Origin of the sequence: Leucobacter allii, assembly GCF_022919155.1 — a bacterium.
Taxonomy (GTDB): domain Bacteria; phylum Actinomycetota; class Actinomycetes; order Actinomycetales; family Microbacteriaceae; genus Leucobacter; species Leucobacter allii.
In genome coordinates this window covers 185,420-200,564 of the sequence record NZ_CP095045.1, presented here as the reverse complement: position 1 = coordinate 200,564, position 15,145 = coordinate 185,420, and the positions used below count along the sequence as shown (strand labels likewise).

The following is a 15,145-nucleotide window of genomic DNA, read 5'->3' as shown; positions in this document are numbered from 1 at the left end:
CCTCTCTGTTCTTCAGGTGCCGGGCCGTGCGACGGCCTCAGAGCACCGCGATGGGGTTCACCGGCGAGCCGACGGCCCCGGTGATCGGCAGGGTCGGGGCGGTGAGCAGGAACTCCCAGCGCCCGGCTTCCGCGCACGCGGCGGCGAGCTCGTCGAGCGCCCACATCTCGCCGAGCGTGAGCCCGAGATTCGGGATCGCGATCTGGTGCAGCGGCTGGAAGGCGGGCACGTCGAACTCGTTCGGCCGCACCTCGAAGCCCCAGGTGTCGGTCGCCGCCGCGGCGATGCCGTGGCGGTGCAGCCACCCTGCGGTGGTGAGGGACATCCCGGGCGCCGGCCCGCCGGCGTACTCGCCCCATCCCTCCCGGCGGGCGCGCGCGTACTGCCCGGTGCGCACGAGCAGGATGTCTCCGGATCGGATCTCCACGCCCTGCGCCGCGGCGCAGGCGTCGAGGTGCTCCGGGAGGATCGCGAAGCCGTCGGCGAGCTCGCCCGCCGCCGCGCCGGCGCTCGGCTCGGACCCGAGGTGGCGGCCGACGTCGAGCAGCACGCCGCGGCCGACGAGCGCGGCGGCCGTGTGCTCGATCCCCGTCACGAGATCGCCGTCGCTCGTCACCACGTCGCCCGCGCGGCGCCCGTTCCACGCGGAGCCGCGGTCGAAGATGTGGCCGAGGCCGTCCCACTGGGTCGAGCACTGCAGGGGCATCGCGATCACGTCGTCGGCGCCGCCGATGCCGTGGGGGAAGCCCTGCAGGCCGCGCTCGGCGTCCGTGCCGGTGTCGAGCATGGTGTGCACGGGGTTGGTGCGCCGCCGCCAACCGCGCTGGGGGCCGTCCATGTCGAAGGACTGGGCGAGGGAGACGGCGCGGCCCGTGCGCACGAGCGCCGCCGCTGCGGCGCGGCCCGCGTCGTCGATGAGGTTGAGCGTGCCGAGCCGGTCGTCCTCGCCCCAGCGCCCCCAGTTGCGATAGGCCAGGGCGCGGCGGGCGATCTCGCCATCCGGGTCCCGGCGGTCGATCGACTCGGGGCGCTCGAGCTCCGCGCTCACCGCTCCGCCCCCGTCGGCTCGGCGACGCAGCGGACCGTCTGGGTGCCGAGGCCCGCGATCGTGCCGGTCATGACGTCCCCGTCGGCGAGGAAGCGCCGCCAGTACTGGCCGTTGCCCGCGGGGCTGCCCGTGAGCAGCAGATCCCCGGGGAGCAGCGGAGCGGTCAGGGATGCGGCGGAGATGAGGGCGGGGATGTCGAAGAGCAGGTCGCTCGTGTTCGCGTCCTGCTTCACCTCGCCGTTCAGCTCGAGCCGGATGTCCAGCGCGGCGCCGTCGACGTACGGCGCCGGCACGAGATACGGGCCCGTCGGCAGGAAGCCCGGGGAGTTCTTCGAGCGGTACCAGTCGGAGCCGATCTCCTCCATGTCCTTGCGGAAGGTGAACTCCCGGGTCGAGATGTCGTTGACGATCGTGTACCCGGCGATGTGGCCGAGCGCCTCCTCGCGGCTCACGTGGAACGCCTCGCGACCGATCACGACGGCGAGCTCGAGCTCCCAGTCGTGCGTGTCGCTCGCGGCCGGGAGCACGAGCGGCACGTCGTCGCCGACGACGCAGGCGGGGAGCCCGATGAAGAAGTAAGGCTCGCCCGTGGCTCGGCGCTCGTCCATCAGACGCGCGGCGCGCTCGCGTGCCTCCTCGGGGCTCGCGTCCGTCTTCGTGGAGAGCCCCGAGGCCACGAGCTGGATGACGTGGGCGCGGTAGTTCGCGCCGGTCTGCAGCACCTGCCTGGGCTCGACGGGGGCGGTGAGGGTCACCGTGCCGATCGGGACCCAGGGCCCGTCGGCCGCGGCGAGCGCGGCGAGCCGGTCCCAGTCGGGGCCGGCGAGGAAGGCGTTGAGGCCGCTCGCACCGAGCTCGCGCGGCCCGATCGGCCGCACGCGCTCGCCGGCGGCGAGGCCGAGCACGACCTCGCCGCCGGAGCGGTACCTGACGAGCGCGAAGGGCGCCGAGAGGGTCATACCTCGGCCCCTCAGCCGCGTCCCTGCACCGCGTACGGGTTGAGCAGCGCGTCCTTGATGTCGTCGGGGACGCCCTCCTCGGTGGCGCTCGGCCCGTCCGCCGACGGGAACGACTCCGTCATCGACATCGGCATGGCGCCGTTGCGGTAGAGGTTGTTCGAGCCGAGCGAGGGCGTCCAGGTCCGCGGCTCCCAGTCGGGCACGTAGTTGCGGTACCCGCCCGTGTTGAGCTCGATGCGGAGGGTCGAGGGCTCGCGGTAGTAGAGGAAGTTCTGCTCGCCGATGCCGTGGATCGAGGGGCCGTACTCGATCGGGACCCCGTTCTCCATGAGCGTGTCGGCCGCGATGAGGAGCTCCTCGCGGGTGTCCACCCAGAAGGCGAAGTGGTTCACGCGACCGGCGCGCGTGGAGCCGTCGAGGACGACGCCGAGGTCGTGCGACTTCTCGTTGGTGGTCAGCACCGAGAACACCGAGATCGGCGCCTCGTCGAGCACGGTGCGGGCCATGATGCGGTAGCCGAGCACGTCGCGGTACCACTGCGTGAAGGCGTCGACGTCGCTCGCCGCGATGGTGACGTGGTCGAGCTGGCGGGGCGCGCCCGCCACCGTGCTGCGGCGCGACGGGCGGTCGGGGTAGATGGAGGCGGCGTCGCCGCTCGTCTCGCGGTAGTGCTCGGCGTCCCAGTGCAGGGTGAGCCGGTGCCCCCACGGGCCGACGAAGCTGAAGGCCCGGCCGATGGCGGGGCCGTCGAACCACTCGACCTCCGCGCCGGCCGCGGCGACGCGCTTCGCCGCCTCCTCGAGCGCCTCGGCGCTCGAGGTGCGCCACGCGGCGGTCTCGAGGCCGGGCTCCTCGCCCGGCACGATCACGAGGCTGTAGCGGTAGTAGTCGCCCCAGCAGCGCAGATAGACGCGATCGCCGATGCGGTCGACGACGGTCAGGCCGACCTGCTCCTCGTAGAACCGGACGGAGGCCTCGACGTCGGGCGTCGTGATGGCGACGTAGGAGAGGTGGGAGAGCAGTGTGATCATCGTCGATCCTTTCGGGTGGCACGGGTGTCGGTGCGTGTGTCCAGTCTGCGGCGATCCTGAATATCCAGGAAGGCGATGTTGTCGATGTGGATCATCAGCTTCATCTATGCCGCGGCGTGCGGGGCCGCCGGGGAGAGGATCCCCTCGCCCATCTCGGCGAGCTGGTCGACGATCTCCCCCGGGCTCCGCTCGCCGACCTGCTTCTGCAGCATCGGGGTGCGGTCGAGGATCGCGTCGCGCAGGGGCCGCAGCGGAGCGGGCAGATGATGGAAGAGCCTGCCGAGCACGTAGGCCTGCTGCACCTGCGCGGTCGTGTGCGGGATCCGGGTGCGCTCGTAGGACTGCAGCGCGGCCGAGACCGCCGCCGTGTCGGCGAGGTCGACGCCCGCGAGCCGCTGCCCGAGGAAGTAGCCGTCGCAGATCGACATGCCGGCGCCGTAGGCGGCGTAGGGCGAGGTCGCGTGGGCGGCATCGCCCGCGAGCGTGATCCGGCCGCGCGACCACTGCCGCATGGGTGCGATGTCGCGGATCGGCCAGCGCTGCATGTCCTCGGGCCTGGTCGCCCGGACGAGCGCGGCGAGGGGTCCGGGGAAGCCCTGCGCCCGGTCGAGCGCGTGCTCGTGCAGCCGGGCCGGGGCGGCGCGATCGTCCGGCCACGCCTCGAGCACCCACCACTGCACGCCCGTGCGGCCTCCGCTGCGGATGGTCGTGTAGGTGCCCTGCACCGCGCGGGTATGGCTGAGGACGACCTCGTCCCACTCCACGCCGGCCCACTCGGGCGCAGCATGGTCCGGCGCGAAGGTGAAGCCCCCGATGACGTGGAGGTGGTGCGGGCGCTTCTCCGGCCCGCCCCACAGGTGCCTGCGCACCTGGGAATCGATCCCGTCGGCGCCGATGAGGAGGGGCGTCTCGGCGCCCGAGCCGTCCGCGAAGCGGAGGGTCACGCCGTCGCCGTGATCGTCGATGCCCGTGACCTCGCGGCCGGTCCGCAGGATCCCCTCGGGCAGCGCGTCGAGCATGCGGGCGTAGAGGTCGGGCCGGAGCATGCCGATGAAGCCGCCGCCGTAGCGCGCGACGATGTCCGGGGGGATCCGCACGTCCGCCCGCACCTTCCCGCGCGCGTTCCGGAAGGTCGTGTGGCACGGGGCCCCGAGATCGACGGTGTCGACGCCCATGTCCTGCAGCGCCTTGATCGGCGGCGGCCAGAGGTTCAGGATGTTCCCCGCCGGCCGCGCCTGCGGGTAGCGCTCGTAGATGACGACCTCGTGCCCCGCGACGCGGAGCGCGAGGGCCGCCGCCATGCCGGCGGGGCCGGCGCCGAGGACGGCGATCGGATGCTGCTGCTCGGTTCCCATGGTTCCTCCTTGAACGCACGATCGGGATCGGTCCTCAAATCGTAAGGGCGTTACAGTTTTGCGGGCATCACCATCTCCGATGGCGGGTATCACGATGCGCGACCGCGCGTCCCGCCGCGGTGCGCATGGCAGGATGAGTGCATGCGCGACCCGGTCAGGCCCCCGCTCCAGGAGCGCAGCCGCGCCGGCTGGGAGCGGGCGCTCGACACCGCCTCGGCGCTCTTCGAGCAGGGGGGCTACGAGGCGCTCTCCGTCACCGAGGTCTGCCGTCGCGCGGGGATCTCCGCGCCCTCGCTCTACGCGCGGGTCGACGGCAAGGACGGGCTCTTCCGCGCCGTCTACGCGCGCGGCATGGCCGCGGCCGCGGCGAGCGAGGCGGAGCTGCTCCCCGCCTCCCCCACCACGGTCGAGGAGGTCGTGGGCGCGATCACCGAGGTCTTCGCCAGGCACGAGGGCTTCCTGAAGCCCGTGATCCGGCACGCCGCCGTCGACCCGATCCTCTACGAGGCAGGGGCGCAGTACTCCCGCGCGCTCGTCGAACGCCTCGCCGCGCTTCTGCCGGGGTCGCGCGAGGCCGCAGCGGCCGCGGCACGGCTGCTCTACGCGGAGTGCACCTTCCGCACCATGTACGGCCCGACGTTCTGGGACCCGGCGGGTGAATCGGGAGCCGCGTTCCGCGCGCACCTCACGGAGGCGTGCCGCCGCATGCTGCGCGACTGAGGGCGGGGCGGGCCGCGGTTTCGCATCGATGTGCCGGATATTCTCCCGCCGAGCATCGATGACAGCGATAATGAGGACGCGCCCCCGCCGTCGCGGGCGCCGATCGCGCCGTCCGCCGGCCGCATCGCCCCGATCCCGCAGAGAGGCCCGATCCGGTGCCGCAGCCCCCGCCGATGTCCCGCCTGGACCTCAACCTCCTCATCGCGCTCGACGCGCTGCTCACCGAGCGCAGCGTCACGCGCGCCGCCGCGCGGCTGCACCTCAGCCAGCCGGCGCTCAGCGCCTCGCTCTCGCGCCTGCGCACCCACTTCGGCGATCCGCTGCTCGCGCGCCGCGGCAACGCGTACGAGCTCACCCCCCTCGCGGTGCGGCTCGCCGAGCACACCTCGACCGCGCTCGAGGCGGCGAGGCGCGTCTTCGAGAGCCAGGCCGACTGGACGCCGGAGGCCTCGACCCGCGAGTTCCTCGTCTACGGCTCCGACTACGCCTTCGCCACGGTCGGCCAGGCCGCCTCCAAGCTCGCGGCGGCCGTGGCGCCCGGCGTGCGGTTCCGCTTCGAGCTGCATACGCCGGGGCTGGTCGAGGAGGCGCAGGCGCGGATGCGCTCGGCGGACGGCATCCTCATCCCGCACGGCCACATCACGGATCTGCGGAGCACGGAGCTCTGGAGCGACCGCTGGGTGCTCCTCGCCGACGCACGGCATCCCTTCACCGGCAAGACGCCCGCGATGACCGACCTGGCCGAGCGCCCCTGGGTCTTCACCTACCAGTCGCGCTCGGCGTTCACCTCGGTGGGGCAGCAGCTGCGCGCGCTCGGCATCGAGCCGCGCATCGAGGCCGTCGTGCAGAGCTTCCTCGCCCTGCCGCACTTCATCCGCGGCACCGATCGACTCGGCGTCGTGCAGTCGGCCGTGGCGCTCCACGCGGCCGAGCTCCCCGGGATCAGGATCGTCGACCCTCCGTTCGACGCCGTCCCCGTGGCCAACGCCCTCTGGTGGCACCCCGTGCACGAGCACGACCCCGAGCACGCCTGGATGCGCTCCATCTTCCAGAGCGCCGGGCGCACGGTCGCGAAGCAGACCGCCATCGGCTGAGCGCGAAGCAGGTCGCCTTCGGGTGCGCGAAGCGGACCGCCGTCGGGTGCGCGGGGCGGCCCGGCCGGGCGCCGGCGTTCGGCGGCCGGGCCCGGCACCGGGGCCCGACCCGGCCCGACCGGGTTACGCCGCCGCGACGGCCGCCGCGCCCTTCGACGAGCGCGCACCCACGCCGCTGATGACCGCCATCGCGAGCGCCGCGATGCCGATGATGCCGATCGCCGGCACGAGGCTCCCGAAGGCGGCGCCGAGGCCGTTCGCGACGAGCGGGGCGAGGAAGTTGCCGAGGAAGAACGAGGCGGTCCACACGCCCGTCACCCGGCCGCGCTCGGCGAAGCCCGCCCGCGCGACGACCCAGGTGAGGAAGCCGGGGAGCAGCAGGCCGGAGCCGAAGGAGGCGATGAGCGCCCCGGGGACGATGCCGGCCACACCCGCGCCGCTCATCACCCAGAGCGCCAGGATGCCGACGGCCTGAAGGGCGAAGCCGAGGGGCACGACGCGGTCGCCGAGCCGTCGCTGGAACTGCTGGAAGAGCAGCCCGCCGAGCATGACGAACACCGAGGCGAGCGCCGCGAGCCCGCCGATGACGGCCGTGTTCGTGGCGGCGACGCCGGCCTGCCCGATGAGCACGGGCAGGTTCACGGGGAGCACGTAGAAGGCGATGCCGCCGACGACGGTGACGAGGAGCGGGCCGATGAGCGGGCGCCACGCGATGCGGCCGGGGCGGACGGGCTCGCCCGCGGCGGCGGCCCCGCCGGCGCTCGGCTCCCAGAGCAGCCACAGCGCGGGGACCGCGATCGCCACGCTGATGAGGTACACCCAGAACGGCGCCTGCCAGCCCGAGGCGCCGAGCGCGGTGCCGATCACGATGAACAGGGTCGCCCCGATGCCCGCGGTGGCGGCCTGGAGCCCGAGGTAGCGGTTGCGGGTGCGCTCCTCCTGGAAGTAGTCGATGAGCAGCGCCGTCGCCACGGTCATGATGGCCGAGTCGCAGACGCCGAGCACGAGCCGGGAGACGAGGATCCCGGTCAGCCCGTCGATGAACGCCGGCACGACGCCGATCGCGGCGTAGGCGACCAGGGCGATGATGAGCAGCCACTTGCGCCCCACGCGATCGACGATCTGACCGGCGAACGGGGCGAAGACCGCGACCATGAGCGCGGGCGCCGAGACGATCATCGGCACGAGCACGGCGGCCCCCGCGACGTCCGCGAAGTGCTCGAGCAGCTGCGGCAGCACGGGCGTGATGAGCGTCGCCGCCATGACGGGCATGGAGGCCGCGGCGAGCAGCAGGATCGCCTGCGCGATGCCGGCGCGGCGCGGCGCTGAGGACGTGGTGGTCATGGAAACTCCCTTGTTCACGTGACGCGCGGCCGTCTCGTCGTCGAGGCGGCGCGACCGAGCAGACGCATCGATCGTCTCCACTCTGGGAGCGCGCCGGGCGATGCGCACCCGGGATTCGCTGATAGCGGGTATCGACGCTTCCGATGGGGCTCACCGGCAGTCTGGCCCGCCGGCCCCGCCGCGTCGACCGGGGATTTCCGGATGAGGATCCGGTTCGGCCGGACGCTCCGCGCTCCAGCCCGCGGTGCGCCGAGGTTCGGCCCGCGGTGCGCCGGGGTTCGGCCCGCGGTGCGCCGGGGTTCGGCCCGCAGTGCGGAGGTTCAGCCCGCGGCGCGCGGGCCGTCGGCCGCCACATCGCGGGCGAGCGCGACGAACGCCGCGAGCGCCGCGCTCGGCCGCTCGTCGCGCAGCACGAGCAGCGACCGGACCTCGAGCGGGCTCTCGAGCGGCACGAAGCGGATCCCCGGGCGGTGGTACGACTCGCGCGCGGCCGATCCGGCGATGTTCAGCCCGGTCCCGGCGGCGACGAGCTCCATCGTCTCGTCGGCGCTGCTCACGAGCGGCAGGATCCGGCAGCGCTCCGTGAGGCTCGGATCGATGCCGGCGTACCACGGGTCGCGCGCATCCTCGGCGCGCGGCTCGGACGGGGCGGCGCCGATGAGCGTCTCCCCCCAGAGCTCCTCCACCGCGATGCTCGCCCGGGCCGCGAGCGGGTGGGCGTCGGGGACGGCGACGAGCAGCGGCTCCGACCAGAGCTCCCAGCTGCGCAGACCCTCGGGCGGGGCCTCCGCGGACAGCCCGACCGCGAAGGCGCAGTCGACCTCCCCGCGGCGCACGGCGCGCAGCCCGCCCGTGAATCCCACGGGCTGGAGCCTGAGGGACACTTCGGGCAGCCGTTCGGCCGCCGCCTGCAGGATCGCCCGCAGCCCGTGGCTCGACCCCGCGGTCCCCACGACGAGCGCGGCCCGCTGCGGCCCGCGACCCCAGGCGAGCACGGCGTCGGCGGCCGCGACCGCCTCACGCGCGAGCGGGAGCAGCTCCTCGCCCTCCGGCGTCACGCTGACCGCGCGCGGCCCGCGCTCGAAGAGCCGCCTGCCGAGCACGCGCTCGAGCGTGGCGATCTGCTCGCTGAGCGTCGACGGGCCGATCCGGAGGGCCTCCGCCGCGCGCGCGAAGTGCAGGCTCGCGGACACCGCGAGGAAACAGCGCAGTTGGTGCAGCGTCACGTCCACGCCTCGACTGTAGTCGCCCCGCGCGTCATCCGGATCCGCCGAACATCGATGCGGAAACCCGGTCCGCCGCCGGCTGGCCCGCACGGCCGCGCCTCCGCGAGAATGACGGCATGTCCCGCAGTCGCGACCCCCTGATCTCCGGCATCGCCTACGCCGAGCGCGCGGAGGGGCCCTTGCTGCTCGATCTGCGGCTCCCGCCCGCGCCCGCCGCGGATGCGGACATCCCCCTCGTCGTCTGGCTCCACGGCGGCGGCTGGTTCACCGGCGACCGCAGCCTCGCCCCCGACCTCGCCGCGCGCGCCGCCGCGACGGGCTTCGCCTACGCGAGCATCGAGTACCGCCTCTCGGGGAGCGCCCGCTTCCCCGCGCAGCTGCACGACGTGCGCGCGGCCATCCGCTTCCTCAAGCGGAACGCCTCGCGCTGGGGACTCGATCCCGAGCGCATCGGGCTCTGGGGCGCTTCTGCCGGCGGGCACCTCGCGGCGCTCGCCGGGGTCACGGGCGGCATCGCGCGATTCCCCGGCGAGGAGGCCGATGCGGAGACGGGATCGGACACGGCATCCGTCGATGCCTCGGTGCGCGCCGTCGCCGCCGGGTATCCGCCCGTCGACCTCCTCGGCGTCGTCGCCGACGCCCGCGCGGCGCGCCCCGACGCGGATCCGGCCGGCTTCCCCGAGTCGCGGCTGCTCGGAGCCGTCCCCGACGAGGCCCCCGAGCTCGCCGCGACCGCCTCCCCGCTGAGCTTCGTCTCCGCAGCGGCTCCGGCGTTCCAGCTCGCGCACGGCACGGCCGATCCGCTCGTGCACCACCGGCAGAGCGTCGCGCTCCACGAGGCCCTCGTCGCCGCGGGCGCCGACGCCGAGATCTTCCTGCTCACCGGGTACCGGCACGGCTTCCTGAACCCCTCCGGCCGCCTCGACGTGGCGCTGCGGTCCGTGATGGACGACGGCAGGCTCGACGCCGAGGGCGAGGCCGACGCCGAGTACCGCGATCGCACGGGAGGCCCCGCGCGTCCCGCCCGATTCGGCTTCGCGGCCGTCGACCGCTTCTTCCGCACGCACCTCGGCTGAACCGCCCCTCGGCCGGACCGCCCCTCCGACCACGGCGCCGGCCGCTCGGCCGTCGTCGCCCCGCTCGAACGAAGGAGTCCCGATGACCACCCCCACCGTCGCCGACGTCAACGGCATGCGGCTCGCCCACGGCGCGCTGCCCGGCGCCGCCGTGCCCTACCATCTCGCGAGCGGGGAGGGGCTGCGCTTCGAGACCGCGGGCCAGCTCTGGACCGTCATCGCGCGCACCCAGGACACGGGGGGCGCGTTCGACGCGGCCTACGTGACCGGCCCGCGCGGCGCCGAATCCCCCCTCCACGCGGTTCCCGACGTGCACCGCACCTTCGCCGTGCTCAACGGGCAGATCCGCATCTGGCTCGGCGACCGCTCGCGCGTGCTCGGCCGCGGCGACGCGGTGCAAGTGCCGCCAGGCACGCCGTTCGGCTACCGCATGCTCTCCGAGCTCAGCCGCATGCTCATGTACTCGGCGCCCGGCGGGGCGCTCGACGCGCTGCTCGCCTCGGACGCGGGCACGCGCAGCTTCATCTACTCCGCGCGGCGCGGCGACGACGCCCTCATCCTCCCCGAGGGCGCGAGCCGCGAACCGCTGCCCGCGGTGCCGCACGCCGACGCGGACGACGCGGCGGCCTGGGAGGACGCCCTGCCCGCCGGCGAGGAGCCGTACGTGCTGCGCGGGCTCGAGGGCGATCACCGCGCCTGGCCCGACGCGGTGAACTCCTACGTCAGCCGCGGCCGGAACACCGGCGGTCGGTACTTCGCGGTGCACACGCTCGCGGCGCCGCAGCCGTACATCATCCAGCACTTCCACCGGCTGCACACCGAGAACTTCTTCTGCCTCTCGGGGCGCGTCTGGCTGTGGGTCAACGGCGAGGAGGTGCTGCTCACCGAGGGCGACTTCGTGCACGCCCCGGCCGGGACCATCCACAGCTTCGCGATCGGCGCGCACCACACCCGCATGCTCGGGATCCTCTCGAGCGACGTGTTCGAGCCCTTCTTCGACGTGACCTCCGAGCACACGGCGGATCGCGTCTACACGGAGGGGCTCGTGAACCCGTCCGTGATCATGGGCGGGATCCAGGGCGCCCCGGACCTCGACCTGCAGGTGGTGGGCCCGCCGCCGCAGGGCACGGCGCACAGCCCGCAGGGCTGAACCGAGCCGCCGCGCCGGGCGGAGCCGCCGCGATGCCCGGCGGCGCCATGGGCCGGGCTCCGGCGGTGCCGGGGGCGCCGGGGGCGCCCCGGCGGGCTCACACGGCGCGCAGCACCACCCCGGATCCCTGTCCCCCGCCGCCGCAGATCCCGACGGCGCCCAGCGCCCCCGCTCCCTCGGCCGCGAGCTGACGGGCGAGCGTTCCCACGATCCGCGCCCCCGAGGCCCCGATCGGGTGACCGAGCGCGATCGCCCCGCCGTGCCGGTTCACGATCGCCGGGTCCACGCCCAGTTCGGCGATCGACACGAGCCCGACCGCGGCGAACGCCTCGTTGATCTCGACCGCGCGCAGATCGGACGCGCCGACGTCGCCGTCGAGCTTCGCGAGCGCGGCGGCCACCGCCCGCGCGGGCTGCGCGTGCAGCTGCGTATCCGGGCCCGCGACGAACGCCGTCGCCTCCACCCGCGCCAGCGGGGCGATCCCGATCCGCTCCGCCGCGCGCTCGCTCACGAGCACGAGCGCCGCCGCGCCGTCGGTGATCTGCGAGGCGTTCCCCGCCGTGATCGTGCCGTCCTGCGCGAAGGCGGGCCGCAGCCCCGCGAGCGATTCCGCCGTCGTGTCCGCGCGCACCCCGTCGTCCGTCGACACCAGCTGCTCGCCGCGGCGGGACGCCACCGCGAACGGTGCGATCTCCCCGGCCAGGAACTCCGCCGAGGCGGCCGCCCGCTGATGCGAGGCCGCCGCGAAGGCGTCCTGCGCCTCCCGCGTCAGCCCGTGCGGCGCGTTCCCCGTCTCCGTGAGCGCCCCCATGGCCACCTGATCGAACGCATCCGACAGGCCGTCGCGCTCCACCGTGTCCACGAGCGCCGCATCGCCGTACTTCACCCCGGCCCGCAGCGGCACGACGTGCGGGGCCAGCGACATCGACTCCTGCCCCACCGCGACCACGATCTCGGCCTCGCCCGCGCGGATGAGCCGCACCGCCTGCGACACCGCCTCGGTGCCCGAGAGGCACACGGCGTTCACCGTGAGCGCCGGCACGGACAGCGGGATCCCCGCTCCCACCGCGGTCTGCCTGGCCGGGTTCTGCCCCGCCCCCGCCTGCAGCACCTGCCCGGCGACGAGCTGATCCACCTGCTCGGGCGCCACGCCCGCCCGCGAGAGCGCGGCGCGCACGGCGTGCGCCCCCAGCGTCGTCGCCGGCTGCGCGGCGAACTGCCCGGCGAAACGGACGAACGGGGTGCGGGCGTACCCCGCGATGAGCACGGGCGGATGGGCGGGCATCGGGGCCTCCTCGGGGTCGCGGCGGGATCCGGAGCCGGTCCCGTCCGCATCATCCTGCCCGATCCGCCTCCGAACGTCACGGGGCACTTCGCACACCGCCGCCGGGAGCTGCTGTGCAGAGCGGGCACGCCGGCACCGCGAGGCGATGCGGCGCGGCGCGGGCGAACCGCCGGGGCCGCGCGGAGCCGGACCGGCGGGGCCGCCTACGCTGGTCGGGTGACCGATCCCGATCCCTCCCCGAGCCCCCGGGTCTCCCGCCGCCGCGGCCGCCGGCTCGCGGCGACGCTCACGGCCCTCGCGGCGCTGCTCGTCGGCGGCTACGCGGCGGCCTGCGCGCTCGCACCGCTGCCCGCGCCCGCGCTCGCGGTCTCGGGGGCGGCCGAGCAGCGCATCGACGCCGATCCGGCCGCGGTGCAGGCGGCGGTGGATGCGCAGCCCCGCCCCACGGCCGCCGGCTGGCTCGACGGCGAGGAGATCTGGGCGAACTCCGAGGAGCCTGCGCCCATCGCGAGCATCTCGAAGCTCGTGACCGTGCTCGTCGCGCTCGAGGCCGCGCCGCTGGAGGCCGGCTCCGAGGGGCCGGTGCACGTATGGACGGCCGAGGATCGGGAGCGCACGGAGGAGTACCTCGCCGAGGACGGGGTCGCCTACCCGATCCCGGTCGGCACCGAGGTCACGACGCGCCAGATGCTCATGCTCGCGCTGATCCCCTCGGCCAACGACTTCGCCGCGGCCTACGCCGCCTCGGTGTTCGGCGACACCGCGAGCTTCGTCGCGGCCGTCGACGATTGGGCGCAGCGCCACGGCCTCGACTCGCTCACGCTCTTCGAACCGACGGGCATGGACGAGCGCAATGCGGCGTCCCCCGCCGACGTGCTGCGCGTGGCCAGACTGGCCCTCGGCGACGAGACCGTCGCCGAGATCGTGTCGATGCCCGAGGCGGACCTGCCGTGGGGCATCGGCACCGTCGAGAGCACCAATCCGCTCTTCGGCGCGCTCCCCGACATCCGGGGGCTCAAGACCGGCCGCACGAGCATCGCGGGGTACAACCTCGCCTCCGCCCAGGCGGGCGAGGCGTCGGGACGCGCGCTCGTGAAGCTCGCCGTGGTGCTCGGGCGCGACACCGCGAACGCGCGCTTCGCCGACAGCGTCGCCGTGCTCGCGGCGCTCGACGCGGCGCCGCAGGCGATCGACGTGGTCGCGGCCGGCGAGGAGATCGGCGTCGCGACGACGGTCGACGGGCTCCGCGTGCCGCTCGTCGCCGCAGGCGCCGCGGAGGCCGTGCTCATCCCCGGGGAGTCCGCGACGCGCACGGCGACCCTCGCGGAGCTCCGGATCGGGGACGCCGGGCAGCGCGCGGGCACCGTCGCCGTGGCCGCGCCGAGCGGCGACGGGGACGTGCCCGTCGTGACCACCGCGGAGATCGCCGAACCGGGCTTCTGGTGGCGCGTCGCGCACCCGGCCCGCCTGTTCGGCGGCTGAGGCGCCCGCGCGGGCCTTCGGCGGCCGGCGCGTCCGCGGGCCGCGGGCCACGGGCCGCGCTCAGTCCGCGAGGGCGCCCGCGGCGAGACGGCGGATCACGCCGGTGAGATGCGCGACTCCGGCGAGGAGATCCTCGTCGCGGGTGTGCTCGTCGAGGTTGTGGGACACGCCGTTCACGCTCGGCACGAAGAGCATCACGGTCGGCACGACGTCCTTCATGTTGGTGGAGTCGTGCCCCGCCACCGTCATCACCCGGTCGTGGGCGAGGCCGAGCGATTCGGCGACCTCGCGGGCCAGCTCAACCCCGGCCTCGGCGTAGGGGTTCTGGTCCCAGCTGTGCTCGGCGACGATCCCGATCTCCACCCGGTCCTCGCGCTGCACCCGCTCGATCGTGCGCATGAGCGAGGCGTGCGCCGCGGCGATGACCTCCGCGCTCGGCGAGCGCAGGTCGAGCAGCAGCCGCACCTCGCTCGCCACGACGACGGGGGAGTTCGGGTAGACGTTCAGCTCGCCGCAGGCGGTGTGCAGCTGCCCCGGCTCGAACTCGTCGACCAGTTCGCGCGCCGCGACCACCAGTCGGGCGGCTCCGAGCAGCGCGTCGCGACGATCCGCCATGAGCGTCGATCCGCTGTGCGCCTGCTCGCCCCGCACGACGAAGTCGAACTTGTGCGCGGCCCAGGTGGCGTTCACGAGGCCGATCGTGACACCCTCCTCCTCCATGCTCCGGCCCTGCTGCACGTGGATCTCGGCGTAGGAGGCGAGCTCCCGCCCGCCCGCGGCGAAGACGTCGGCGTCGCCGCGCTCCCCGAGGGCGTCGAGCGCCTCGCGCACGGTGACGCCGCGCGGATCGCGCGTCGCGAGCGCCTCCTCCAGCTCGGACTTCCCCGTGAACACGTTGCTGCCCATCATCGAGGGCTTGAAGCGCGAGCCCTCCTCGTTGAACCAGTTCACGACCGCGAGGTTGTGGCGGGGGGTCTCGCCCGCGGCGCGGAGCTCCTCGGCGGCGCGGATGCAGGCGTGCGCCGAGGCCATGACCCCGTACGCGCCGTCGAAGCGCCCGGCGGTCGGCTGCGAGTCCATGTGCGAGCCCGTGAGCACGTACGGCGCTCCGGGCACGAGCTCGAGCAGCCCGAACTGGTTGCCGATCCGGTCGCGGTGCACCGTGAAGCCGTGCGACTCGAGCAGCTCGGCGAACCAGGCGCGCTGCTCGCCGTCGGCGGCGGAGGCCGCCTGGCGGTCGACGCCGTTCGTGCCGGGCACCGCGCCGAAGCGGGAGTGCACCGCCCAGTCGGCGAGGAAGGCGTCGTCGTGCTGCTGCGTCATGGGTCGTCCTTTCGGGGCGGCGGGGGTCGTTGCGGGAGTGGCGGTTCGGGAT

13 protein-coding genes are annotated in these 15,145 nt (G+C 74.5%); 5 read left to right on the top strand and 8 right to left on the bottom strand.

Going from position 1 to position 15,145, the window contains the following annotated elements:
• Nucleotides 1-37: 37 nt before the first annotated feature.
• From MUN78_RS00870 to MUN78_RS00855, 4 genes are all read right to left on the bottom strand, one after another.
• On the bottom strand, nucleotides 38-1,048 hold the full coding sequence (locus MUN78_RS00870) for a cyclase family protein (protein ID WP_429952285.1): 1,011 nt from the start codon (nucleotides 1,046-1,048) through the stop codon (nucleotides 38-40).
• Nucleotides 1,045-2,007 carry a fumarylacetoacetate hydrolase family protein gene (locus tag MUN78_RS00865; RefSeq protein ID WP_244728166.1) on the bottom strand — a complete coding sequence of 321 codons (963 nt, stop codon included), beginning with the start codon at nucleotides 2,005-2,007 and terminating at the stop codon, nucleotides 1,045-1,047. Before MUN78_RS00865 ends, MUN78_RS00870 begins: the two co-directional genes overlap by 4 nt.
• A gap of 11 nt (nucleotides 2,008-2,018) precedes the next feature.
• The gene (locus MUN78_RS00860; RefSeq protein ID WP_244728165.1) at nucleotides 2,019-3,038 is read right to left on the bottom strand and encodes a VOC family protein; all 1,020 of its coding nucleotides are present in this window, start codon (nucleotides 3,036-3,038) and stop codon (nucleotides 2,019-2,021) included.
• A 104-nt stretch (nucleotides 3,039-3,142) separates the two neighbouring features.
• On the bottom strand, nucleotides 3,143-4,393 hold the full coding sequence (locus MUN78_RS00855; protein ID WP_244728164.1) for an FAD-dependent oxidoreductase: 1,251 nt from the start codon (nucleotides 4,391-4,393) through the stop codon (nucleotides 3,143-3,145).
• Between the two features lie 141 nt (nucleotides 4,394-4,534).
• On the opposite strand from MUN78_RS00855, the gene MUN78_RS00850 reads away from it, so the two are divergent.
• On the top strand, nucleotides 4,535-5,113 hold the full coding sequence (locus MUN78_RS00850; protein ID WP_244728163.1) for a TetR/AcrR family transcriptional regulator: 579 nt from the start codon (nucleotides 4,535-4,537) through the stop codon (nucleotides 5,111-5,113).
• A 173-nt stretch (nucleotides 5,114-5,286) separates the two neighbouring features.
• Nucleotides 5,287-6,207, top strand: a complete 921-nt coding sequence (locus MUN78_RS00845; RefSeq protein WP_244728161.1) for a LysR family transcriptional regulator — start codon at nucleotides 5,287-5,289, stop codon at nucleotides 6,205-6,207.
• Nucleotides 6,208-6,330: 123 nt separating this feature from the next.
• Here MUN78_RS00845 and MUN78_RS00840 read toward each other — a convergent pair whose 3' ends face one another.
• Complete coding sequence (locus MUN78_RS00840; RefSeq protein ID WP_244728159.1) at nucleotides 6,331-7,551, bottom strand: MFS transporter; 1,221 nt, start codon at nucleotides 7,549-7,551, stop codon at nucleotides 6,331-6,333.
• Between the two features lie 320 nt (nucleotides 7,552-7,871).
• On the bottom strand, nucleotides 7,872-8,783 hold the full coding sequence (locus tag MUN78_RS00835; RefSeq protein WP_244728158.1) for a LysR family transcriptional regulator: 912 nt from the start codon (nucleotides 8,781-8,783) through the stop codon (nucleotides 7,872-7,874).
• A 110-nt stretch (nucleotides 8,784-8,893) separates the two neighbouring features.
• Here MUN78_RS00835 and MUN78_RS00830 point away from each other — a divergent pair, with 110 nt between their 5' ends.
• Entirely contained in the window at nucleotides 8,894-9,853 is a 960-nt protein-coding gene (locus MUN78_RS00830; RefSeq protein ID WP_244728156.1) for an alpha/beta hydrolase, read from the top strand.
• A gap of 82 nt (nucleotides 9,854-9,935) precedes the next feature.
• Nucleotides 9,936-11,003, top strand: a complete 1,068-nt coding sequence (locus MUN78_RS00825) for a quercetin 2,3-dioxygenase (protein ID WP_244728154.1) — start codon at nucleotides 9,936-9,938, stop codon at nucleotides 11,001-11,003.
• Nucleotides 11,004-11,100: 97 nt separating this feature from the next.
• On the opposite strand, the gene MUN78_RS00820 is transcribed toward MUN78_RS00825, so the two are convergent.
• The gene (locus MUN78_RS00820) at nucleotides 11,101-12,288 is read right to left on the bottom strand and encodes an acetyl-CoA C-acyltransferase (protein ID WP_244728152.1); all 1,188 of its coding nucleotides are present in this window, start codon (nucleotides 12,286-12,288) and stop codon (nucleotides 11,101-11,103) included.
• Nucleotides 12,289-12,504: 216 nt separating this feature from the next.
• On the opposite strand from MUN78_RS00820, the gene MUN78_RS00815 reads away from it, so the two are divergent.
• Nucleotides 12,505-13,770 carry a D-alanyl-D-alanine carboxypeptidase family protein gene (locus tag MUN78_RS00815; RefSeq protein WP_244728150.1) on the top strand — a complete coding sequence of 422 codons (1,266 nt, stop codon included), beginning with the start codon at nucleotides 12,505-12,507 and terminating at the stop codon, nucleotides 13,768-13,770.
• A 60-nt stretch (nucleotides 13,771-13,830) separates the two neighbouring features.
• Here the strand turns inward: MUN78_RS00815 and MUN78_RS00810 are convergent, their stop codons facing one another.
• Nucleotides 13,831-15,093 (bottom strand): M20 family metallo-hydrolase, encoded by a 1,263-nt coding sequence (locus MUN78_RS00810; protein WP_244728149.1) that lies wholly within the window; start codon nucleotides 15,091-15,093, stop codon nucleotides 13,831-13,833.
• Between the last annotated feature and the right edge of the window lie 52 nt (nucleotides 15,094-15,145).